General features: G+C 69.7%; 19 protein-coding genes. 9 read left to right on the plus strand and 10 right to left on the minus strand.

Annotated features, from left to right (window positions below; translation table 11 throughout):
• Positions 1 to 75: 75 nt before the first annotated feature.
• From ACFVWW_RS09795 to ACFVWW_RS09805, 3 genes are all read right to left on the minus strand, one after another.
• Positions 76 to 765, minus strand: a complete 690-nt coding sequence (locus ACFVWW_RS09795) for a PadR family transcriptional regulator (RefSeq protein WP_386877069.1) — start codon at positions 763 to 765, stop codon at positions 76 to 78.
• A gap of 85 nt (positions 766 to 850) precedes the next feature.
• A complete protein-coding gene (locus tag ACFVWW_RS09800; protein ID WP_384328772.1) occupies positions 851 to 1,504 on the minus strand; it encodes a hypothetical protein in 654 nt (217 codons plus the stop codon).
• A 178-nt stretch (positions 1,505 to 1,682) separates the two neighbouring features.
• On the minus strand, positions 1,683 to 3,323 hold the full coding sequence (locus ACFVWW_RS09805) for a protein kinase (RefSeq protein WP_384328770.1): 1,641 nt from the start codon (positions 3,321 to 3,323) through the stop codon (positions 1,683 to 1,685).
• 345 nt (positions 3,324 to 3,668) lie between these two features.
• On the opposite strand from ACFVWW_RS09805, the gene ACFVWW_RS09810 reads away from it, so the two are divergent.
• Entirely contained in the window at positions 3,669 to 5,273 is a 1,605-nt protein-coding gene (locus tag ACFVWW_RS09810) for a protein kinase (protein WP_384328767.1), read from the plus strand.
• Between the two features lie 85 nt (positions 5,274 to 5,358).
• On the opposite strand, the gene ACFVWW_RS09815 is transcribed toward ACFVWW_RS09810, so the two are convergent.
• The 3 genes from ACFVWW_RS09815 to ACFVWW_RS09825 form a co-directional block, all read right to left on the minus strand.
• Positions 5,359 to 6,372 (minus strand): phosphotransferase, encoded by a 1,014-nt coding sequence (locus ACFVWW_RS09815; RefSeq protein ID WP_384178617.1) that lies wholly within the window; start codon positions 6,370 to 6,372, stop codon positions 5,359 to 5,361.
• A 153-nt stretch (positions 6,373 to 6,525) separates the two neighbouring features.
• Positions 6,526 to 6,942, minus strand: a complete 417-nt coding sequence (locus tag ACFVWW_RS09820) for a pyridoxamine 5'-phosphate oxidase family protein (protein ID WP_386877072.1) — start codon at positions 6,940 to 6,942, stop codon at positions 6,526 to 6,528.
• 108 nt (positions 6,943 to 7,050) lie between these two features.
• The gene (locus tag ACFVWW_RS09825) at positions 7,051 to 7,710 is read right to left on the minus strand and encodes a response regulator (RefSeq protein ID WP_384329070.1); all 660 of its coding nucleotides are present in this window, start codon (positions 7,708 to 7,710) and stop codon (positions 7,051 to 7,053) included.
• 324 nt (positions 7,711 to 8,034) lie between these two features.
• Here ACFVWW_RS09825 and pdhA point away from each other — a divergent pair, with 324 nt between their 5' ends.
• The 3 genes from pdhA to ACFVWW_RS09840 are packed head-to-tail and all read left to right on the plus strand — an operon-like array spanning position 8,035 to position 11,710.
• Positions 8,035 to 9,213 carry a pyruvate dehydrogenase (acetyl-transferring) E1 component subunit alpha gene (pdhA, locus tag ACFVWW_RS09830; RefSeq protein ID WP_384328762.1) on the plus strand — a complete coding sequence of 393 codons (1,179 nt, stop codon included), beginning with the start codon at positions 8,035 to 8,037 and terminating at the stop codon, positions 9,211 to 9,213.
• A gap of 2 nt (positions 9,214 to 9,215) precedes the next feature.
• Entirely contained in the window at positions 9,216 to 10,196 is a 981-nt protein-coding gene (locus tag ACFVWW_RS09835) for an alpha-ketoacid dehydrogenase subunit beta (protein ID WP_384178509.1), read from the plus strand.
• A 14-nt stretch (positions 10,197 to 10,210) separates the two neighbouring features.
• The gene (locus tag ACFVWW_RS09840) at positions 10,211 to 11,710 is read left to right on the plus strand and encodes a dihydrolipoamide acetyltransferase family protein (RefSeq protein ID WP_386877075.1); all 1,500 of its coding nucleotides are present in this window, start codon (positions 10,211 to 10,213) and stop codon (positions 11,708 to 11,710) included.
• A gap of 69 nt (positions 11,711 to 11,779) precedes the next feature.
• Here ACFVWW_RS09840 and ACFVWW_RS09845 read toward each other — a convergent pair whose 3' ends face one another.
• Genes ACFVWW_RS09845 through ACFVWW_RS09855 form a run of 3 tightly spaced genes read right to left on the minus strand, consistent with a single transcriptional unit; the run spans position 11,780 to position 15,829 of the window.
• The gene (locus ACFVWW_RS09845) at positions 11,780 to 13,210 is read right to left on the minus strand and encodes an MFS transporter (RefSeq protein ID WP_386877077.1); all 1,431 of its coding nucleotides are present in this window, start codon (positions 13,208 to 13,210) and stop codon (positions 11,780 to 11,782) included.
• 43 nt (positions 13,211 to 13,253) lie between these two features.
• On the minus strand, positions 13,254 to 14,312 hold the full coding sequence (locus ACFVWW_RS09850; protein WP_386877079.1) for an NAD(P)-dependent alcohol dehydrogenase: 1,059 nt from the start codon (positions 14,310 to 14,312) through the stop codon (positions 13,254 to 13,256).
• A 26-nt stretch (positions 14,313 to 14,338) separates the two neighbouring features.
• Positions 14,339 to 15,829 (minus strand): aldehyde dehydrogenase family protein, encoded by a 1,491-nt coding sequence (locus ACFVWW_RS09855; protein ID WP_386877081.1) that lies wholly within the window; start codon positions 15,827 to 15,829, stop codon positions 14,339 to 14,341.
• Positions 15,830 to 15,933: 104 nt separating this feature from the next.
• Between ACFVWW_RS09855 and ACFVWW_RS09860 the strand changes: the two genes are divergently transcribed.
• Positions 15,934 to 16,503 carry a TetR family transcriptional regulator gene (locus tag ACFVWW_RS09860; protein WP_384178524.1) on the plus strand — a complete coding sequence of 190 codons (570 nt, stop codon included), beginning with the start codon at positions 15,934 to 15,936 and terminating at the stop codon, positions 16,501 to 16,503.
• Positions 16,504 to 16,714: 211 nt separating this feature from the next.
• On the opposite strand, the gene ACFVWW_RS09865 is transcribed toward ACFVWW_RS09860, so the two are convergent.
• A complete protein-coding gene (locus tag ACFVWW_RS09865; RefSeq protein ID WP_384328746.1) occupies positions 16,715 to 17,278 on the minus strand; it encodes a hypothetical protein in 564 nt (187 codons plus the stop codon).
• A 281-nt stretch (positions 17,279 to 17,559) separates the two neighbouring features.
• Between ACFVWW_RS09865 and ACFVWW_RS09870 the strand changes: the two genes are divergently transcribed.
• From ACFVWW_RS09870 to ACFVWW_RS09885, 4 genes are all read left to right on the plus strand, one after another.
• Positions 17,560 to 18,279: an SDR family oxidoreductase gene (locus tag ACFVWW_RS09870; protein WP_384178530.1), complete on the plus strand. Its 720-nt coding sequence runs from the start codon at positions 17,560 to 17,562 to the stop codon at positions 18,277 to 18,279.
• Between the two features lie 429 nt (positions 18,280 to 18,708).
• Positions 18,709 to 18,903 (plus strand): DUF6624 domain-containing protein, encoded by a 195-nt coding sequence (locus tag ACFVWW_RS09875; protein ID WP_386877084.1) that lies wholly within the window; start codon positions 18,709 to 18,711, stop codon positions 18,901 to 18,903.
• 113 nt (positions 18,904 to 19,016) lie between these two features.
• The gene (locus tag ACFVWW_RS09880) at positions 19,017 to 19,754 is read left to right on the plus strand and encodes an SDR family oxidoreductase (RefSeq protein ID WP_386877086.1); all 738 of its coding nucleotides are present in this window, start codon (positions 19,017 to 19,019) and stop codon (positions 19,752 to 19,754) included.
• Between the two features lie 91 nt (positions 19,755 to 19,845).
• Complete coding sequence (locus ACFVWW_RS09885; protein WP_384328740.1) at positions 19,846 to 20,238, plus strand: helix-turn-helix domain-containing protein; 393 nt, start codon at positions 19,846 to 19,848, stop codon at positions 20,236 to 20,238.
• Positions 20,239 to 20,286: the final 48 nt, after the last annotated feature.

The following is a 20,286-nucleotide window of genomic DNA, read 5'->3' on the forward strand; positions in this document are numbered from 1 at the left end:
AGAAGTCCCCCTTGGGTGTGCGCCCAGGCATGAGTGGATGTGCGGAAGAGTGAGGTGGGGCGGGAGGCGCCGAGGTCAGCGCCGTGGTGGCCGGCGGGCGCCGCCCCTCGGTCCTGGCGCCGACGCGGGTGCCGATACCGCGGCCGGAGCCCCCGGCCCGTCCGCCGTCGATCCCCCAGCCGTCGGGCCGTCGGCCGAGCCGCCGGTCGGTGCTTCCGTGCTCGCCGCCGGCATCAGCGAGAGCCGGATCAGCCGGGACTCGCAGTGGTCGAGCCAGCGGGCCTCCGCCTCGGTCTGGAAGATGAGCTGTTCCAGGACGAGCAGCCAGGCCACCTCGTCCCGGTTGGCCGGGGCGACTTCGAGAGCCTGGGCCTTGAGCCGTGTGTAGTCCTGCATCGCCTGAATGGTGTGGCGCCGCTGCGACTGGATGACCTCCCGGATGTCGACCCCCGGCGCGCCCACCGCCATGGCGAGCTTGATCGCCAGTTCGTCCCGGGGCGGGCTGGTGCGGTCGACGGGCGTACGGAACCAGGACCGCAGTTCGGCACGGCCGGGCTCGGTGATCGCGTAGAGCGCATGGCCCGCGTCGTCCTCACCGTCCTGCGCGACCATGCCGTCGCGCTCCAGACGGCTCAGGGTCGTATAGACCTGCCCGACGTTGAGTGGCCAGGTGGCCCCGGTGCGGGACTCGAACTCCGTACGGAGCTGAGAGCCGTAGCGCGGGCCACGTTCCAGCAGGGCGAGAAGCCCATGGCGAATCGACATACTCAGTATGTATACCGAGTAAGTCGTGGCCCGCAAGCGACCTGAGGCTGACCCGAAAAGTACGCCGTAAGGATGAGAGGGGCCGTCAGCGGCGCCGGAGCCGCACTCCGAGGAACCCCAGCCCGAGGCCGATCAGCAGAATTCCGGCGCCGAGCGTCAGTACGGGGACGGGCCGGGTGACGCCCTCAGAGAGGGCCCGCGCGGCCGGTTTGCGGGCGGCGTCAGGCGGCTGATCCGCGGGCGCGGTGGGCGCTTCCGGGGTGTACGCCGGCTTCCCCGGCTCCTTCTCCGCGTCGCCCGTTCCCTCGCCCGTTCCCTCTCCTGTTGCTTCTCCCGTTCCTTCTGATGTGCCGTCTTTCGTTCCCCGCCTCGTCGCGTCTCTCCTTCCCTCGCCCGTGCCCTCGGTCTCGTCCCACTCGTCCGTGCTGTCGTCGGGCGACCAGTCGGGCGCGGACGGCTCCGCAAGGGAGTCGGAAGAGTCGGAAGAGGAAGGGACATCGGAGACCGAGGGCGGCCGGCCGGGACGCGTGGAAGGGTGGTGCCCCGCCTCGCCGCTCTCGTCAGGGAGCATCGCGTCCGGGAGCATCGCGTCCGGCCGGGGGGCGGACTCACGGGCCCGCTCCTGGGACGCCGTCGGAGCGGTGGAGGGGGGAGGGGGGTCCTCGGCATAGACGACAGGCGCGGCCAGCAACAGGGACGCGACCGCGGTGGCGCAGTGGATGCCGAGCGTTGGGCTCACCGACTCAGCGTCACATGGGGCGGCGACTCCGGCATCTCGGATGCCGCGGATGAGACCCGTACGAGGGAGGCGAAAAAAGAGACCGGGTCCAGACCGGGTCCTACCTGAGGACTACGCGCCCCTCAGGAGCAGGACCGGGAGCAGCAGAGCAGGACCGGAAGCAGGACCAGGACCGGGCCTACTCCGGGTCACCCGTGGAGATCGTCAGCTCGAACCGCTGGTCCTTGGGCACGACGCCGGAGCCCTGACGCGGGTACTGGTCGATCACCGTGTCCTCCGCGTACTGCCCGTTGTCCACTTCCCGCACCTCCCAGGTCCACTGCGCGGCGTTGAGGCACTTCTTCACCGAGAGGACGTCCTTGTAGCGCAGGTCGGGAGCTTCCACCTTGGTCGGGTCGGAAGCGTCCTCAGAGGCCTCGGAGCACTCCGTGGATTCCATGGTGCGGTTCCGCTCCGGCGCCCGGTGACCCGCCACCGGGGAGTCGCTGGTGCCCGGATCGGTGTTCCCGGGGCTGTCGTCGTCTCTCAGCGAGAGCGCGGTTATCAGACCGCCGATCGCCACGATCGCGATCACGATCGAGCCCACGATGACGGGCATGTTCCGCCTGCCGCCGCCACCGCGGCCGTTGCCCCGCCCGCCGTGGCCACCATGGCCGCCGTGGGTGGGACCGGCCGCCGTCTGGGGCGAGAGGGAGTACGCGTTCGGCATCGGCATCGGAGCCGGGGTCCGGTAGCCCGGAGGAGTCTGCGGATAGCCGTACCCGGGACCGGGCGTCTGCATCGGGGCGGACGTCGGCGGGCCGTACGGTCCCGGCTGGTACGGCGTCTGTACGCTCTGCGGCGCAGGGTGCGCCTGGTCCACCGGTGGGAAGACCGCCGAGCCCACGCCCGTGCCGCTGCTGTGCGGAGCACCCTGCACGATCACCGGAGCGCCCGTCTGCCCGGCCGGCATCACACGCGCGCATTCGTCGCGCATGGCGGCCGCGCTCGGGAAGCGCTCGTTCGGGTTCTTCTTCAGCGCCCGCGCGACCAGCGCGTCCATCGCCGGGGTGATCGAGCGGTTGATGGAGGACGGAGCGACGGGCTCCTCCTGCACATGCGCGTACGCGATGGCCAGCGGCGAGTCCGCCTGGAACGGCAGCCGCCCGGTCAGCAGCTGGAAGAGCATGATGCCGACCGAGTACAGGTCGGCGCGGGCGTCGACGCCGCGCCCGAGCGCCTGCTCGGGCGACAGATACTGCGGCGTTCCGACGACCATGCCGGTCTGCGTCATCGACGTGACGCCCGACTGCATGGCGCGCGCGATGCCGAAGTCCATCACCTTGACGACGCCGCGCTTGGTCATCATCACGTTGCCGGGCTTGATGTCCCGGTGGACCAGGCCCATTTCATGGCTGGTCTCCAGGGCGGCCAGCACATCGGCCGTCACCTTGAGCGCCTTGTCGGCGGGCATCGCGCCGTACTGCCTGATGTCCGACTGCAGTACGGAGCCGAGCGGCTGCCCCTCGACGTACTCCATGACGATGTACGGCATCAGCGCGCCGTCCAGCTCGTCCTCGCCCGTGTCGAAGACGGAGACGATATTCGTGTGCGACAGTTTGGCGACGGCTTGGGCCTCGCGCCGGAACCGCTCGCGGAACGACTGCTCGCGCCCCAGCTCCGTGTGGAGGGTCTTGATCGCCACCTGCCGGTCGAGCGCCGCGTCGTACGCCAGATATACGGACGCCATACCGCCTTCGCCGAGCAGGTCGCGAAGCTGGTACCGGCCGCCCGCGACCGAACCGCCCGCATGGCGGCCCTGTGCGCCGTCCTGGCTCATGACTGTGCTTCCCCCTCGGCGCGCTGACGCGGTGCTGCTGACGCGGTCACGCTGACGCAGTGATCCCGTATTTATTTACGCGCCAAGTCTGCCCCAGGGCACTGACACGTCAAGCCGGGTGCCCGTTCCGTGACCGTAAGCACAACAAGCGTCTCGGAAGCGTTACAGGAACACCATGGGATTTGCGTGCGTCCAGGGGCAGCCGGTTTGATGGCCGGTCCATCCTGGACCGGCGTGTCATACGAAGCCTGTAGCGTGACATGGCATAGCCACCCCTGAGACACACAGAGACACCGCGTACCGCGCCCGCGGTCATCACGCGGACAGAAACGACGGCGAGGACTGATGGCACCCGATCCCGAAGCTGCCGGCGGCGTGTCGGATGCTGCGGACTCCTGGGGCGACAACGGACTGGTCGGCGGGCTGGTCGGAGACGGCCGCTACCGGATGACCCACCGTCTCGGCCGCGGCGGTATGGCCGAGGTGTTCGCGGCCGAGGACGTACGGCTCGGACGCACCGTCGCCGTCAAGCTCCTCCGGGCCGATCTCGCCGAGGACCCGGTCTCCAAGGCCCGCTTCACCCGTGAGGCACAGTCGGTCGCCGGACTCAACCACCACGCGGTGGTGGCGGTGTACGACTCCGGCGAGGACACTGTCAACGGGCGGACCGTGCCGTACATCGTCATGGAGCTGGTCGAGGGCCGCACCATCCGCGACCTGCTGGTCAGCGCCGAGGCACCGCCGCCCGAGCAGGCCCTGATCATCGTCTCCGGTGTGCTGGAGGCGCTCGCCTACTCGCACCAGCACGGCATCGTGCACCGTGACATCAAGCCCGCGAACGTGATCATCACCGACGCCGGCGCCGTGAAGGTGATGGACTTCGGCATCGCGCGCGCCCTGCACGGCGCGCAGTCGACGATGACCCAGACCGGCATGGTCATGGGCACGCCGCAGTACCTCTCCCCGGAGCAGGCGCTCGGCAAGGCAGTCGACCACCGCAGCGACCTGTACGCGACGGGCTGTCTGCTCTACGAGCTCCTCGCCCTGCGCCCGCCGTTCACCGGCGAGACCCCGCTCTCCGTCGTCTACCAGCATGTCCAGGACATCCCGGTCCCGCCGTCCGAGGTCTCGGACGCGGCGCCGCCGGAGCTGGACGGCCTGGTCATGCGCTCGCTCGCGAAGGAGCCCGACGACCGGTTCCAGAGCGCCGAGGAGATGCGCGGGCTGATCCAGTACGGCATGCAGATGCTGCAGCAGCAGGGCAGCCACACCGGCGTCTGGAACACCGGACCGGTCGAGGCGCACGCCGGGGGCAGCACCCCGGCGATGGGCATGGCCGCGACGACCGCGCTGGGACACCCGCCGCACGGCGACACCTCGCAGGGCCCGATCCTGCCGCCGATGAACCCGGACGACGGCGGCTACGACGGCCATCATCAGGGCGGCGGCGAGGGCGGCCGCGGCAAGATGTGGCTGTTCGTCGCGCTGGCGCTGATCGCGATAGTGGCAGGCGTGGCCTACGCGGTGCAGGGCATGGGCGGTGGCACCGGCGGCGGCACGACGGACGACAAGAAGTCCGAGTCCCCGAGCGTGTCGACGCCGAGCGACGATGCGACGCCTTCGGACGAGCAGTCCTCGGAGGACGACCAGCCGGACACCTCCACCGGAGGCAACCAGCAGCCGGAGTTCCCGCCCAGCGAGACACCGTCCGAGACGCCGAGCCACTCCGAGGAGCCGTCCGAGACGCCGTCCACCCCCGACACGGGTACGACGGACGGTGGCGCGAACAACGGAGGGGGCAACGGCGACACGTCGGGCGATCCGTCCACCCCGCCGAGCGGCGGGGACGGCGACCCCACCGGCGGGACCGCCGACGGCGGTGCCAACGGCGAACCCGGCGGGGAACCCGCCGGGGGCGCGCTCGGTGGTGTTCCCGGCGGCAGCGGCTGAATCCCCGTACCGGGCGTCCCGCCGGTGACGGCGATGACCCCGTGACGGCGATCACCCCGTGAAGGCGATCACCCCGTGAAGGCGATCACCCCGTGAAGGCCTCGCACACCGCTTCGTACTCCCGCGTCCACCACACCGCCAGGGCCGACACCGCAGCGAACTGCGGGTCGGCCCTTCGGTCGTTCCGCTGGTAGCGCCAGCGCAGTATCCAGAAGTCGTTGAGCCGCTCCCACCACACCCGGTGCACCGCCGCGGCCAGTTCCGAGGGCTCCGCGCCGGCCGCGCGGCGGTAGGCGCGGGCGTACGCCCGTACCTTCGCCAGCTCCAGTTCGCCGGTCGGCCGGACGAAGAAGATCGCCGCGGCCCGTACCGCCTCCTCCGCGCGCGGCTGTACGGCGAGCCGGTCCCAGTCGACGATGGCGGCCGGCTCCGCGCCCCGGTAGAGCAGATTCAACGGGTGGAAGTCGCCGTGCACCCAGCCGGTGGCGGGCTCGGCGCCCCGGGGCGGACGGCGGTGGGCATGGCGCTCCAGCAGGACACGGCGTTCCACGAGACGGTGCTCGGCCAGCGCGTCGAAGGTGGCCCGGGGGGTGTGGGCGCGGGCCAGGGCCAGCAGTTCGTCGATGAGCGCGAAGGTGTCCGCGGGGTCGGGACTGTCGTACGCGAGGCCCGCGGGGTCCGGCGCCATCACGCGGTCCAGACAGACGTGCACGAGCCCGAGGAGCCCCCCGAGACGCCGGGATTCGAGGGTGGTCAGCTGGGCGCCGTCGCGGTGGCGCCCCTCGACCCAGGGGTGCAGGGCGTAGCAACGGCCGCCGATGACGGCGACGGTGTCGCCCGCGGTGTTCTCGACGGGCGGGGCGACGGGCAGACCGAGCGCCTGGAGCCGCTGGGTGGCCCGGTGCTGGCGAGAGATCGCCAGATGGTCGCCGTCGAGATGGTGCTTGAGGAAATATGAACCGCGGGTGGTGGCAAGCCGGTAGCCGCGGTTGAGCAGTCCTTGGGCGACGGGCTCGCAGGACAGCGGCTCGCCCGCGTTCCGGTAGCGGCGGAGCAGCGTGCGGACGGGTGGAGCGGACAGTGAAGCCGAAGCAGGCAGTGAAGCCGAAGCAGGCAGAGAAGCCGAAGCGGACAGAGAAGCGGACGGCGAAGCGGCACGCGAGGCGTGCGAAGGGGAGGTGGGCAGGGGGATCAGGGCAGTCGCGGCAGGCGCAGCGAGTTCAGATGAGCGCGGCACCTGCCAGATGTTAGATCACGCAACGTGTTGGCTTTGTCGCTCTGAGGAGTGGTCGAGCATGTGTACGGTGACGAACTGCGGCACAAGCCGCATATAGACAGGATCGAACGGTTTTCCGTCCACGTGGCGGGGGCTGCGACCGAACAGATCCCGTTCGAACGGCGTCGGCTCGACGATCTCGGCCGTGCCGGTGCACTGGACGGACCAGAGGTCGTCCGCACCGCTGCTGAAGTTGTCCGCGCCGTACGCCACGACCCCGCCGCCGCATGCGCGGTGGTAGCCGAGACCCGCGTGCATCCGCAGCAGCACGTGGCCGTCCGTCACGACATGGCAGGCGGGTACGACGAACGGCATCGCGCGCATGGTGGTCGCCACCCGGCCGTATGACACGTGGGCGAGCAGTTCGATCGCGCGGCGTTCCTCGGAGAACATGCGTCCACTCTCCGTCAGCGCTGCCGCCCGCCACCAGAGGAGGCGGCCCCGGAATCGGGGGACGTTGGTCCCGATTAGAACCGGGCCCATCACGGTACGTATGCGGCCTCAGCGCTTCTCGGCCTGGCGCCGTGCCACATACGCGGCCGCCTGCGACCGGCGCTCCATCCCCAGCTTGGAGAGCAGGCTGGAGACATAGTTCTTGATCGTCTTCTCGGCGAGATGCAGCCGCTCGCCGATGGCGCGGTTGGTCATGCCCTCGCCGATCAGATCCAGGATCCTGCGCTCCTGGTCGGTGAGGCCCGCCAACTTGTCGTCGGCCTTGGGGCCGGCCCCGTCGCGCAGCCGCTCCAGCACCCGGGCCGTCGCCACCGGGTCGAGCAGCGACCGGCCGGCCGCCACGTCCCGTACCGCCGTCAGCAGCTCATTGCCGCGGATCGCTTTGAGCACATACCCGGAGGCCCCAGCCATGATCGCGTCGAAAAGCGCTTCGTCGTCGGCGAACGAGGTGAGCATCAGGCACTTGATGCTCTCGTCCCGCGAACGGATCTCCCGGCACACCTCGACCCCGCTGCCGTCCGGCAGCCGGACGTCGAGCACGGCCACATCGGGGTGCGTCGCGGGGATCCTGGCCATCGCGTCCCCGGCCGTGCCCGCCTCTCCGACGACTTCGATGTCATCCTCGACAGAGAGCAGTTCGTACACGCCCCGGCGGACGACTTCATGGTCATCAACCAGAAATACCGTGATTTTTCCCTCTTCACGCACAGAATTCAGTCTCACACACTCACCCCTTCCCTGTCGCAGGTCAGCGGGATAACGTGCCGTTGTTCCGGCGGCCTGCAAGGCTGTGACCAGTGGTTGTTCCCGACTTTGCCGATTTACTTGGAAATCCAAGCAAAATTGCAGGTCAAGTGGGGTTTCGCAGTAATGCGGTGCACTGGGTAACGTGCCTGTGACAGGGCGCTCGCCGGGGCACCTGTCACGCCTGTCCCGACCGTGTCGCACCCACCCCGTGCACGCGGCGGTAACAGGCGAGCCGCACTGGTTCCCGGCGGATCCCGGGGGCCGGACAGACGGAGGAGCACGCACGTGACCGTGGAGAGCACTGCAGCGCGCAAACCGCGACGCAGCAGCGGCGCCAAGCGCGCCAGCGCGAAGAGGACGCCGCAGCCGCAGAGTTCCGAGCCCCCGCTCGTACAACTGCTCAGCCCTGAGGGCGAGCGCGTCGAGCACCCGGACTACTCGATCGACCTGACCCCGGAGGAACTGCGCGGGCTGTACCGGGACATGGTCCTGACCCGCCGCTTCGACGCCGAGGCCACGGCGCTCCAGCGCCAGGGCGAGCTCGGGCTGTGGGCATCACTGCTGGGCCAGGAGGCCGCCCAGATCGGGTCGGGCCGCGCGCTGCGCGACGACGACTATGTCTTCCCGACCTACCGGGAGCACGGCGTCGCCTGGTGCCGCGGGGTCGACCCGACCAACCTGCTGGGCATGTTCCGCGGTGTGAACCACGGTGGCTGGGATCCCAACAGCAACAATTTCCATCTGTACACGATCGTCATCGGCTCGCAGACGCTGCACGCCACCGGCTACGCCATGGGCGTGGCCAAGGACGGCGCGGACTCCGCCGTGATCGCGTACTTCGGGGACGGCGCCTCCAGCCAGGGCGATGTCGCCGAGTCGTTCACCTTCTCCGCGGTCTACAACGCGCCGGTGGTCTTCTTCTGCCAGAACAACCAGTGGGCGATCTCCGAGCCGACCGAGAAGCAGACCCGGGTGCCGCTCTACCAGCGCGCCCAGGGCTTCGGCTTCCCGGGCGTCCGGGTCGACGGCAACGACGTCCTGGCCTGCCTGGCCGTGACCCGCTCCGCGCTGGAGCGGGCCCGCCGGGGCGAGGGACCGACGCTGGTCGAGGCGTTCACGTACCGGATGGGCGCGCACACCACCTCCGACGACCCGACCAAGTACCGCGCCGACGAGGAGCGGGAGGCCTGGGAGGCCAAGGACCCGATCCTGCGGTTGCGCAGGTATCTGGAGAGCGAGGGCCAGGCCGACGAGGCGTACTTCACGGCCCTGGACGAGGAGAGCGAGACGCTCGGCAAGCGGGTGCGCGAGGCGGTACGGGCCATGCCCGACCCGGACCACATGGCGATCTTCGACCATGTCTACGCGGACGGGCACGCGCTCGTCGACGAGGAGCGCGCGCAGTTCGCCGCGTACCAGGCGTCGTTCGCCGACGCGGACGCTCAGACCGCGGAGGGCAAGTAGCCATGGCCGTACAGAAGCTCCCGCTCGCGAAGGCGATCAACGAATCGCTCCGCAAGGCCCTGGAGACCGACCCCAAGGTCCTGATCATGGGCGAGGACGTCGGCAAGCTCGGCGGCGTCTTCCGCGTCACGGACGGACTCCAGAAGGACTTCGGCGAGGACCGGGTCATCGACACCCCGCTCGCCGAGTCAGGCATCGTCGGCACGGCCATCGGTCTCGCGCTGCGCGGCTACCGGCCGGTCGTGGAGATCCAGTTCGACGGGTTCGTCTTCCCCGCGTACGACCAGATCGTCACGCAGCTCGCGAAGATGCACGCCCGTGCGCTCGGCAAGATCAAGATGCCCGTCGTGATCCGTATCCCGTACGGCGGCGGCATCGGCGCGGTCGAGCACCACAGCGAGTCCCCGGAGGCGCTCTTCGCGCATGTCGCGGGCCTCAAGATCGTCTCGCCGTCCACGCCGGCGGACGCGTACTGGATGATGCAGCAGGCCATCCAGAGCGACGACCCGGTGATCTTCTTCGAGCCCAAGCGGCGCTACTGGGACAAGGGCGAGGTCAACGACGAGGCCATCCCGGGACCGCTGCACAAGGCGCGGGTCGCCCGGGAGGGCTCCGACCTCACGCTCGCCGCGTACGGCCCGATGGTGAAGGTCTGTCTGGAGGCCGCCGCGGCGGCCGCCGAGGAGGGCAAGTCGCTGGAGGTCGTCGATCTCCGCTCGATGTCCCCGATCGACTTCGACACGATCCAGACGTCGGTGGAGAAGACGCGCCGGCTGGTCGTCGTGCACGAGGCGCCGGTCTTCTTCGGCTCCGGCGCGGAGATCGCCGCGCGCGTCACGGAGCGGTGCTTCTATCATCTGGAGGCCCCGGTGCTCCGGGTTGGCGGCTACCACGCGCCGTATCCGCCGGCCCGCCTGGAGGACGAATACCTCCCGGGCCTGGACCGAGTGCTCGACGCCGTCGACCGCTCGCTCGCGTACTGAGGAGTGCCGTGACCATGACTGCTGACACTTCCACTCGCTATCGAGAGTTCAAGATGCCCGATGTGGGCGAGGGACTCACCGAGGCCGAGATCCTCAAGTGGTACGTAAAGCCGGGCGATTCCGTCACCGACGGCCAGGTCGTGTGCGAGGTCGAGACCGCGAAGGCGGCCGTCGAGCTGCCCATTCCGTACGACGGGGTGGTGCACGAGCTGCGCTTCGAGGAGGGCACGACGGTCGATGTCGGCGTGTCCATCATCACGGTGGATGTGGCGCCGGGCAGCGCGGAGCCGGAGCCGCCGGCTGCGGCCGCGCCGGTCGCCCCCGCTGCCGGACCTTCCGAACCGACCGAACCCTCCGGACCCTCGGAACCGGCGACCCGTACGCCGGTTCTCGTCGGGTACGGAGTGGCCGAGGCGTCCACGAAGCGCCGCCCGCGCAGGGGTGCTTCGGTACCCGAGCAGGCGACGGCGCAGGTGGCCGCCGCGCTCCAGGGTGAGATGAACGGGCAGCCGGGCCCGCTCCCGCAGTCCCAGCCCGCCGCGCAGTCCCAGCCCTCCGGGCAGTCCGGGCAGTCCGCGCTGTCCCGGCCGCTGGCCAAGCCGCCGGTACGGAAGCTCGCCAAGGACCTCGGGGTGGATCTGACGACGATCACCCCGACCGGCCCCGACGGGATCATCACCCGCGAGGACGTCCACGCGGCGACGGCCCCGGCTCCTGCCGCCGTTGCTGCCTCCGCTTCCGCTGAGGCCGGGGCTCCGGCGCCGGCCGCGGCCGCTCCTGCCGCCGTCGCACCGGTGGCGGTCCAGGGCGACGGCCGGGAGACCCGTATCCCCGTCAAGGGCGTACGGAAGGCGACGGCGGCCGCGATGGTGGGCAGCGCCTTCACCGCGCCGCATGTCACGGAGTTCATCACCGTCGACGTGACGCGCACGATGAAGCTGGTCGAGGAGCTCAAGTCCGACAAGGACATGGCGGGCCAGCGGGTCAACCCGCTGCTCCTCATCGCCAAGGCACTGCTGGTCGCCATCAAACGCAACCCCGAGGTCAACGCGACCTGGGACGAGGCCAACCAGGAGATCGTGCTCAAGCACTACGTCAACCTGGGCATCGCGGCCGCGACCCCGCGCGGACTGATCGTCCCGAACATCAAGGACGCGCACGACAAGACCCTGCCCCAACTGGCGGGAGCGCTGGGGGAGCTGGTGTCCACGGCCCGCGAGGGCAGGACGACGCCGACGGCCATGCAGGGCGGCACGGTGACCATCACCAACGTCGGCGTCTTCGGCGTCGACACCGGTACGCCGATCCTCAACCCGGGCGAGTCCGCGATCCTGGCGGTCGGCGCGATCAAGCTCCAGCCCTGGGTCCACAAGGGCAAGGTCAAGCCGCGTCAGGTCACCACCCTGGCGCTCTCCTTCGACCACCGGCTGGTCGACGGCGCGCTGGGCTCCAAGGTCCTGGCGGACATCGCCGCGGTCCTGGAACAGCCGAAGCGCCTGATCACCTGGGCGTAACAGCCTGACGTCACCTGGGCCTAACAGCCTGACGAGTGAGCCCCGCGACCGTGTGGACGGTCGCGGGGCTCACTCATGAGCGAGTGCGAGCGGTACGGACGGGACGGCTTCGGGCCGCGCCGGGATGGCGAGCACCACCAGGGCCGCCAGGATCGCCACCCCCGCGCCGATCACGAAGGTGGCCCGGAAACCCGCTTCGGAGGGGACCGTGACCGCGCCCAGATCGGTGGTCATACGCGCCAGGACCAGTCCCACGACCGCGCTGGCGGTGGCGGTACCGAGCGAACGCGACAGGCTGTTGAGACCGTTGGCCGCGGCGCTTTCCGAGGCGGGTACCGCGCCCATGATCAGCGCGGGCATGGCGGCGTACGCGAAACCGACGCCCGTGCTGATGACCGCCGCGAAGACCAGCACCCCCCAGACACTGCCCATCAGCGCGAGCGCCGCCCCGTACCCGCACGCGATGACGAGCGCGCCCACCAGCAGGGAGGTTCGGGGGCCATGGGCGGCGGAGAGTTTGGCCGCGAAGGGCGAGACGGCCATCATCACCAGCCCGGCGGGGACCATCCACAGCCCGGCCGCGAGCATCGACTGCCCCAGTCCGTAACCAGTGGTCGCGGGCGACTGGAGCAGCTGCGGGGCGACCAGGGACACCGCGTACATCGCGAAACCGATCACGACGGACGCGAGGTTGGTCATCAGGACCGGCCGGCGGGAGCCGGCGCGCAGGTCGACCAGGGGGGAGGGGTGCCGCAGTTCCCAGCCGCCCCACAGCAGCAGGATCACGGCGGCCGCGGTGAGCAGGCCGAGCGTGGTCCCGCTTCCCCAGCCCCAGTCGCCGCCCTTCGAGACGGGCAGCAGCAGGGTGATCAGACCGGCGGACAGGCCGAGCGCACCGACGGCGTCGAACCGGCCGCCCGAGCCGGCTGACGGCTCGGGGACGTACCGCAGGATGAGCCCACCGAGCAGGAGTCCCATGCCCGCCGAGCCCCAGAACAGCACGTGCCAGTCGGTGCTTTGCGCCACCGCGGCGGACAGGGGCAGGCCGACCGCGCCGCCCACGCCGAGCGAGGAACTCATCATGGCCACGCCCGAGCCGAGCCGCTCGGGCGGCAGCACGTCACGCATGATGCTGATGCCGAGCGGGATCACTCCCATGCCGAAGCCCTGGAGCGCCCGGCCGATCACCAGGGGAATGAGTGAGTCGGCGGGTGCGCACACGAGCGAGCCGAGGACCAGCAGTGCGGTGCTGACCAGCAGCAGGCGGCGCTTTCCGTAGAGGTCGCCGAGCCGTCCGATGACCGGTACGGCGACGGAGGCGCCGAGCAGGGTGGCGGTGACGGCCCATGAGGCGTTGGACGCGGAGGTGTTCAGCAGCCGTGGCAGGTCGGGTATCAGCGGCACGACCAGTGTCTGCATCACCGCCACCATGATCCCGGCGGCTGCCAGCACACCCGTGAGGGGACCGCTGCGCGGCCGCGGGGATATGGCGGTGTTCATGCCTTCATCTGTTCCTTGCCGAGAAGCCTGGGCCGGAGGGGACTTAGGACTGCTCGGCCATGTCGAGGACGAACCGGTAGCGGACGTCGTTGCGTGCGAGCCGGTCGAGGGCCTCGTTGACCTGGTCGGGCCGCATGTGTTCGACATCGGCGGTGATGCCGTGCTCGGCGCAGAAGTCGAGCATGTCCCGGGTCTCCAGCGTCCCGCCGCTGCCGGCGCCCGCCAGGTTCTTCGCCCCCACGATCAGGCTGAGGGGGTCGACCGTCCAGTTGCCTTCGGGGATGCCCACCATGCAGAGCGTTCCGTCGATGGCGAGCGCGGCGAGGTAGGGCTCCAACGCGTGCGGTGCGCCGACCGTGTCGAGGATGAGGTCGAACCGGCCGGCCTGAGCGGCCATCTGCTTCTCGTCCGTGGACAGGACGACGTCGTCGGCGCCCAGCGCCCGCGCCTCCGCCGCCTTGTCCATCGTCCGGGTGAACTGGACGACCTCGGCCCCCAGCGCGTGGGCGATCTTCAGCGCGATGTGGCCCAGCCCGCCGAGTCCGACGATGCCGACCGTTTTGCCGGGGCCTGCTCCCCAGCGGCGGAGCGGCGCGTACGTCGTGATGCCGGCGCACATCAACGGCGCGGCCCCGGCCGGGTCGAGCCCTTCCGGCAGGGCGTAGACGAAGCGCTGGTCGAGGACGTACTCCGAGGAGAAGCCGCCACGGGTGGGGTTGCCGTCCTTCCGGTCGGCGCCGCCGTAGGTGAGGGTCGGGTACGCGAAGCACCAGTTCTCGCGGCCGGCCAGACAGGCCGGACACTCCCGGCAGGAGTCGATGATGTTGCCCACCGCGACCTTGTCGCCGACGGCGAAGCGGGAAACCCGGTCGCCGACCGCCGTGACCTCCCCGGTTATCTCGTGGCCGGGCACCAGCGGGAAGTCGCCGCCGTGGCGGATCGCGGAAATGTCGCTGGAGCAGACACCGCAGTACTCGATCCGGATGGCCACGTCCTCGCTGAGCACGTCGCGCCGCTGGAAGTCCCAGGGCTTCAGGGGGCCTCCCGGTTCGGTGGCCGCCCATCCACTGACATTCCGCATGGTCTTGTCCCTCTCGTTCATTGCTTTTCTGGGTGCGGTCCGGTCCTTCAGAACTGGACCATGACGGTCTTGGTCTCCGTGAAGGCGTCGAGTCCGTCCATGCCGTGCTCGCGGCCGATGCCCGACTGCTTGAATCCGCCGAAGGGGAGGATGCCCGCGGACATGTCGCCGTAGGTGTTGACCCAGACGGTGCCGGCCTCCAGCGCGGCGGCGACCCGGTGGGCGCGGGCGAGGTCCTTGGTCCATACCGCGGACGCGAGGCCGTACTCGGTGTCGTTGGCCGCGCGAATGACCTCGGCCTCGTCGCTGAAGGACATCAGGGCCGCGACCGGTCCGAAGATCTCCTCCTGGGCGACGCGCATGTCATTGGTGACGTCGTCGATGAGCGTCGGTGACACGAACAGCCCGGTGTTGCCCTCCAGCTCACCGCCGACACGCACGGTGGCACCCTCTTCGCGGGCGATGTCGAAGTACGAGGAGACACGCTCGAAGTGCTGACGGGAGGCGAGCGGGCCCATCCGGGTGTCGGGGTGGAACGGGTCGCCGACGGTCCACGTCGCCATCTCCTCGCGGAGCAGTCCGGCGAACTCCTCGCGGACGGACTCCTCGACGAAGATGCGGGTGCCCGCGACGCAGCCCTGACCGGCGCCCGCGAGGAAGCCGGTCGCGGAGGCGACGGCGGCGGCCTTCAGGTCGGCGTCGGCGAAGATGATGTTCGGGGACTTGCCACCGAGCTCCAGCGTGACGCGCTTGAGGTTGCCGGTGGACGATTCCAGGATGTGCTTGCCCACGGCGGTCGAGCCGGTGAAGCTCACCTTGTTGACGCCCGGGTGGGTGATGACCGCCTCACCCGCGGTGCGGCCGTCGCCGGTGATGATGTTGACGACGCCGCGCGGGAGGTCCGTCTCCTCCAGGAGTTCTCCCAGCCGCAGGACGCTGAGGGGCGACGTCTGGGCGGGCTTGAGGATCAGCGTGTTGCCGGTGGCGAGGGCAGGACCGAGCTTCCAGGCGGCCTGCAGCAGCGGGCCGTTCCAGGCGGTGATCCCCGCGACGACACCCAGCGGCTGGCGCAGCGTGTAGCTGAACTGCGAGGGGTCCGACGGGGCGGTCCGGCCGTAGTGCTTGGTGGGCCAGCCGGCGTAGTGGCGGATGACGTCGACGGAGTGGTCGATCATCCAGCGGGTGAGCCCGATCGTGCCGCCCATGTCGAGGGAGTCCAGCGTCGCCAGCTCCTGGGCGTTCGCCTCCATGACGTCGGCGATCTGGAGCAGGATGCGACTGCGCCGGTGGGGCGTGATGGCGGACCAGGACGGGTCCTCGAACGCTCGCCGCGCTGCGGCGACCGCGAGATCGACGTCCTCGTAGCCGGCCAGGGCGACGCTGGTCAGCACCTGCTCCGTGGTCGGGTCGACCGTTTCGAGGGTCTTGCCGGACTGCGCGGGCACCCAGGCGCCGTCGATCAGCAGCTTCTTCGGACCGCCCTGGAGGAAGGCCGGGGCGGGGCGCGAGGCCGGGTCGAGCAGGAGAAGAGAAGACACGATGAACCTCCGTGGGAGAACAAACTAGTTTGTTTGTTCCTGTGTCACGAACGTAAGCCCTCCGTCGGTGGCTGTCAAACAAACTAGTTGGTTATAGTGAGGGCATGAATGCTGGAGAGGCTACGAAGCGCCGTTTGCTGGACGCCGCCACCGCTGAGTTCGCCACCTACGGGATCGCCGGGGCGCGCGTGGACCGGATCTCGGCCGCGGCCCGGGCGAACAAGGCGCAGCTCTACGCGTACTTCAAGAGCAAGGAGGGGCTCTTCGACGCGGTCTTCGGCGAGCACCTCGACATGATCGTCAATACGGTGCCGCTGGATGCCCGCGATCTTCCCGGCTACGCCGTCGGTCTGTACGACGCGTATCTCGTACACCCGGAACTGGTCCGACTCGCGACCTGGTCCCGGCTCGAGCGCGTCCCTGCCGGTGACCTGATCACCGACCTTCCGGGGCACGACGCGCTCAAGCTCCAGGCCATCGCGGAGGCGCAGCGCGGCGGGCACATCAACCCCGCGTTCGCCCCCGACGACGTGCTGTCGCTCGTCACCGCGATGTCCATGACCTGGTCACCGGCGAGCGCCACCATCGCCGCCGCCAAGGACGACCCCGAAACCGAGCACACCCGGCGCCGCGAGGCCCTGGCCGAGGTCGTACGCCGCGCGTTCACCCCCTGACCGGCGTGCTCAGGTGCGTACGGGGCCTTTCACGTGGACGGCACGGGCGGACGCCAGGTCCCCGTCGTGAGCTGGTGCAGGAGTTCCCGGCTCGCCACGGTGAAGGGATGGCCCCAAGGCGCGGGTGAGCTGGTCGGGGTCGGTGTGGGTCGAGCCGGTAGGTGGCCGGCGCTGGGTTGAACAGGCCGCAGCAGGTAACCAGGGGCCGGCTTCAGGCCGAGCAGCTGGTCGTAGAACCGTCTGCCGTGGAGGTGACGGCCACACGGTAGCCGGATCCAGAGCTGAATTCGGGCCCGGGCTTGCGCTCTTCCGCATCGAGGATCTCCTCGGTCAGGAAGTAGACGTCCAGCATCGTCGTGCCGTCCCCCGTGCCGAGGGTGAAGCACAGATTCGCAGGCCGCTCTGCTTTCGACGCCTTCCCGGAGGTCTGAGACAGCTCCCAGCCGTCGTGCTCCGCTGCCGCCCGGTAGTACTGGGTCACTTCGGCTTTGTCGCCGCGGAATACGTAGGTCCGCTCGGCGTATACCCACGCCTCGCCACTGTCCTCCCAGCAGCCGGACTCGAGATCCTTGAAGCCCTGAGGTACGACGGTTCCTTCGGGCCGAGAGTCGAGGATGTCGTACGACTCCAGCTCCTTGACCCGGCTCTCGGTGTTCTCGCAGCCTTGGGCGGGCGCGGCGTCCAGAAAGGACTGGCATCCGGTGAGAGCTCCGGTCGCTAATGCAACCGTCAGCAGCAGCGCGGTACAACGGCCGGTTCCCGCACGAGGTGCCAAGCCGACTCCTGTGGCTGAGATGCCAATATAGGCGGACTTCACGCCACTGGCACCAAGTGTGCATGGCCGGTCACATTAGCAGGCTTTCTCTCGGCTCAGGCGGCTGGTTCGCACAACCACCCGACCAGGGACGCCGCCTCCACTGGGCCCCGCTCTTGGCGGGTTGAGTGGCTGGTCTGGCTGCCTGTCAGGGAGGCGCTGCGCGCTGCTAAACCGATCCGCAGGCGGTGGCGGCTACCGTCCCTCCGGATGATCCCCCACCCGAGAACAGGACATCGCTTATGAGCACCGCCGACTCCCTGGTTGGTAAGCACGTTGTCGTGATTGGCGGCACCTCCGGTATCGGCCTCGCCATCGCCGAGCACGCCATGGCCGCCGGGGCGCGGGTCACGGCAGCCAGTCGCAATCCCGCGCGTCACGCGGGCAACGTGCCCGCCGGTATAGCGACCGAGCAGGTCGACATCACCTCCCCGGCCTCGATCGAGGCCATGCTCGACCGCGTCGGCTCCTTCGACCACCTGGCAATATCGGCGGGTGCCACCGCCCTCGGCACTGTGCGGGAACTGGACTCCAACGCTGCCCGAGGGTTCATGGACACCAAGTTCTGGGGCGCTTACGACGGGGTGCGGGCCGCGGCCGACCGCATTGCGAAGGACGGCTCGATCGTCCTGATCGGAGGCATCGCGAGCCGCAAGCACGGCCCCGGGCGCCCGACGATGGCCGCGATCAATGCTGCCCTGGAGGCCTTCGGCAAGGCCAACGCCGTCGACCTGGCCCCGGTGCGGGTCAATGTCATCGCCCCCGGCCTGGTCGAGACTCCCGCCTTCGACGACGTCCCGGTGGATGTGCGGACGCGCTTGCTGACCCAGTACGTCGCCAGCGTGCCCGTCGGACGCGTCGGCCTGCCCGAGGACATCGCTTCGACCGCCGTGTTCCTGATGACCAACGGCTACGCCACCGGATCCGTGGTCGACGTCGACGGCGGCGTCCAGCTGACCTGACCCGCGCGGCTGTCGCCGGTCGCGGACTTCCTGCTGCGGCCCGTCGTCTGCTCGCGCACGGGCTTGGCGCCCGGGCACCTGAGGGGCTTTCGCGACGGGTCCAGCCGGGACCGGTGCCGCGGGAGATTCGGCTCCGGCCTCACCGGTAGATCCAGTGTCCCAGCGCACGGACGTGCCTGTCGCCATTCTCCGGAATGATCTTTGTGTGCTGTATGCCCCTTTAGGGTTGCGTACGACCAGCACGACAGCCCGATCTGGCCTGGGAGTTGAGAGTGGCGCACGATGTTGCCGCACTGGCGGCGGAGCTATTGGGCATGGCTGCGGCGGATCAGCAGACCTCGGTGCACGCGAACAGCGATGACCCGACCGCGCAGTTGGCATGGCGCCGGCTGACCGCACAGCACGGTGACCGGCTGAACGAGATCATGGATGCGTTCGGCTGGCCGACGGTGGACGCTGGTCAACGAAGGACGCAAGCAGGTGTACGGCACGCAGATCGCCGGCGTGAAGGACGGTTCGCCCATCCCGTGGCCCTGTGAAGAACCGGAGCGGATGGACGAACTGCGCGTGGAAGTCGGCATTGAGCCCTTCGACGAGTACGTCGCCAAGTTCGCGGTGACCTGACGCGCCTGCCCCGGCCCTCCCCGCCATGATCAGCGCGTCGAATGTCCGAGTCACGGTGAAAAGGCACATAAAATCCTCGGCGGACGAGTCGTCGAGGAAGGGCAGGACGTGCCATGAAGTTCGCAGTCATCGGCGGAACCGGGCTGATCGGGTCACAGGTCGTCCAGAACCTGGCCGCGGCCGGGCATGAGGCGGTGCCGCACTCGCTGTCCACCGGGGTCGACGTCCTCACCGGTCAGGGCCTGGACGCGGCGCTGGCCGGCGCCGACGTGGTCGTCAACCTGACCAACTCCCCGACCTTCGACGACGCCTCCCCCGCGTTCTTCCAGACCTCGATGGACCACCTCCTGGCCGCGGCCCAGCAGGCAGGCGCCGGGCACTTCGTCATCCTGTCCATCGTCGGCGTCGACCACGTACCCGAGCTCGACTACTACCGCGCCAAGACCCTCCAGGAAGACATCCTCAAGGCCGGCTCCGTCCCCTACTCCATCGTCCGAGCCACCCAGTTCATGGAGTTCATGGACGCCGTCCTGTCCTTGACCGCCGACAGCGACACCGTCCGCCTGCCCCGCACCCCCCTCCAGCCGGTCGCCGCGGCGGACGTCGCCGCCACCGTCGCCGACGTCGCGGCCGGATCGCCCCTGGGCGGCACGATCGACCTCGCCGGGCCCGACACGTATCCGCTGGACGAACTGGGCCGGATCACCCTCGCCTCCCAGGGCGACAAGCGCTCGGTGACCACCGACGACACCGCCGGAATGTTCGCCGTCGTCCCCGGAGACGTCCTCACCGCCAAGAACGGCGCCCTCATCGCCCCCACCCGCTACACCGACTGGCTGAAGCTGAAGTAGAACCACCCCGGGCCGGCGGTCGGCCGCCGTACGTCGTGCCACCTCGGCCCCCGGTCGGCCGGACGGCGGAGAACCGTGGTGTCATGGCGCCGTGAGCCGCGCCGCAGAAGACACCAACCGCCGCATGCTTCGGGCACGGGACGCGATGGACCGCGCCTACGCGCAGCCGCTGGACGTCCCCGCCCTGGCCCGGATCGCCCATGTGTCGCAGGCGCACTTCACGCGCACCTTCCGGGCCACGTTCGGCGAGACGCCGCACCGCTACCTGCAGCGCCGCCGTGTCGAGCGCGCGATGTTCCTGCTGCGCGAGACTGACCACAGCGTGACGGACATCTGCTTCCAGGTCGGCTTCGGAAGTCCCGGAACCTTCAGCCGCACGTTCCGCGAGATCGTCGGCCGGTCGCCGAGGACGTACCGCAAGGTAGCCCCGGCCATGGACGTACCGTCCTGCTTCGCGATGGCGTGGCTGCGGCCGAACGCCTGACCGTCCGCACCGTCCGTCGACTGAGCAGTTTTGGACAAGTTTTCGTCC

The organism is Streptomyces sp. NPDC058198 (genome assembly GCF_042882605.1).
Taxonomy (GTDB): Bacteria; Actinomycetota; Actinomycetes; order Streptomycetales; family Streptomycetaceae; genus Streptomyces.

Excerpts from the sequence above, each read along its gene's own strand:
- ACFVWW_RS09795 (WP_386877069.1), bottom strand. The coding sequence starts at position 765 with ATGTCGATTCGCCATGGGCTTCTCGCCCTGCTGGAACGTGGCCCGCGC.
- ACFVWW_RS09805 (WP_384328770.1), bottom strand. The coding sequence starts at position 3,323 with ATGAGCCAGGACGGCGCACAGGGCCGCCATGCGGGCGGTTCGGTCGCG.
- ACFVWW_RS09810 (WP_384328767.1), top strand. The coding sequence starts at position 3,669 with ATGGCACCCGATCCCGAAGCTGCCGGCGGCGTGTCGGATGCTGCGGAC.
- ACFVWW_RS09820 (WP_386877072.1), bottom strand. The coding sequence starts at position 6,942 with ATGTTCTCCGAGGAACGCCGCGCGATCGAACTGCTCGCCCACGTGTCA.
- ACFVWW_RS09835 (WP_384178509.1), top strand. The coding sequence starts at position 9,216 with ATGGCCGTACAGAAGCTCCCGCTCGCGAAGGCGATCAACGAATCGCTC.
- ACFVWW_RS09840 (WP_386877075.1), top strand. The coding sequence starts at position 10,211 with ATGACTGCTGACACTTCCACTCGCTATCGAGAGTTCAAGATGCCCGAT.
- ACFVWW_RS09845 (WP_386877077.1), bottom strand. The coding sequence starts at position 13,210 with ATGAACACCGCCATATCCCCGCGGCCGCGCAGCGGTCCCCTCACGGGT.
- ACFVWW_RS09850 (WP_386877079.1), bottom strand. The coding sequence starts at position 14,312 with ATGAACGAGAGGGACAAGACCATGCGGAATGTCAGTGGATGGGCGGCC.
- ACFVWW_RS09860 (WP_384178524.1), top strand. The coding sequence starts at position 15,934 with ATGAATGCTGGAGAGGCTACGAAGCGCCGTTTGCTGGACGCCGCCACC.
- ACFVWW_RS09870 (WP_384178530.1), top strand. The coding sequence starts at position 17,560 with ATGAGCACCGCCGACTCCCTGGTTGGTAAGCACGTTGTCGTGATTGGC.
- ACFVWW_RS09875 (WP_386877084.1), top strand. The coding sequence starts at position 18,709 with ATGCGTTCGGCTGGCCGACGGTGGACGCTGGTCAACGAAGGACGCAAG.
- ACFVWW_RS09880 (WP_386877086.1), top strand. The coding sequence starts at position 19,017 with ATGAAGTTCGCAGTCATCGGCGGAACCGGGCTGATCGGGTCACAGGTC.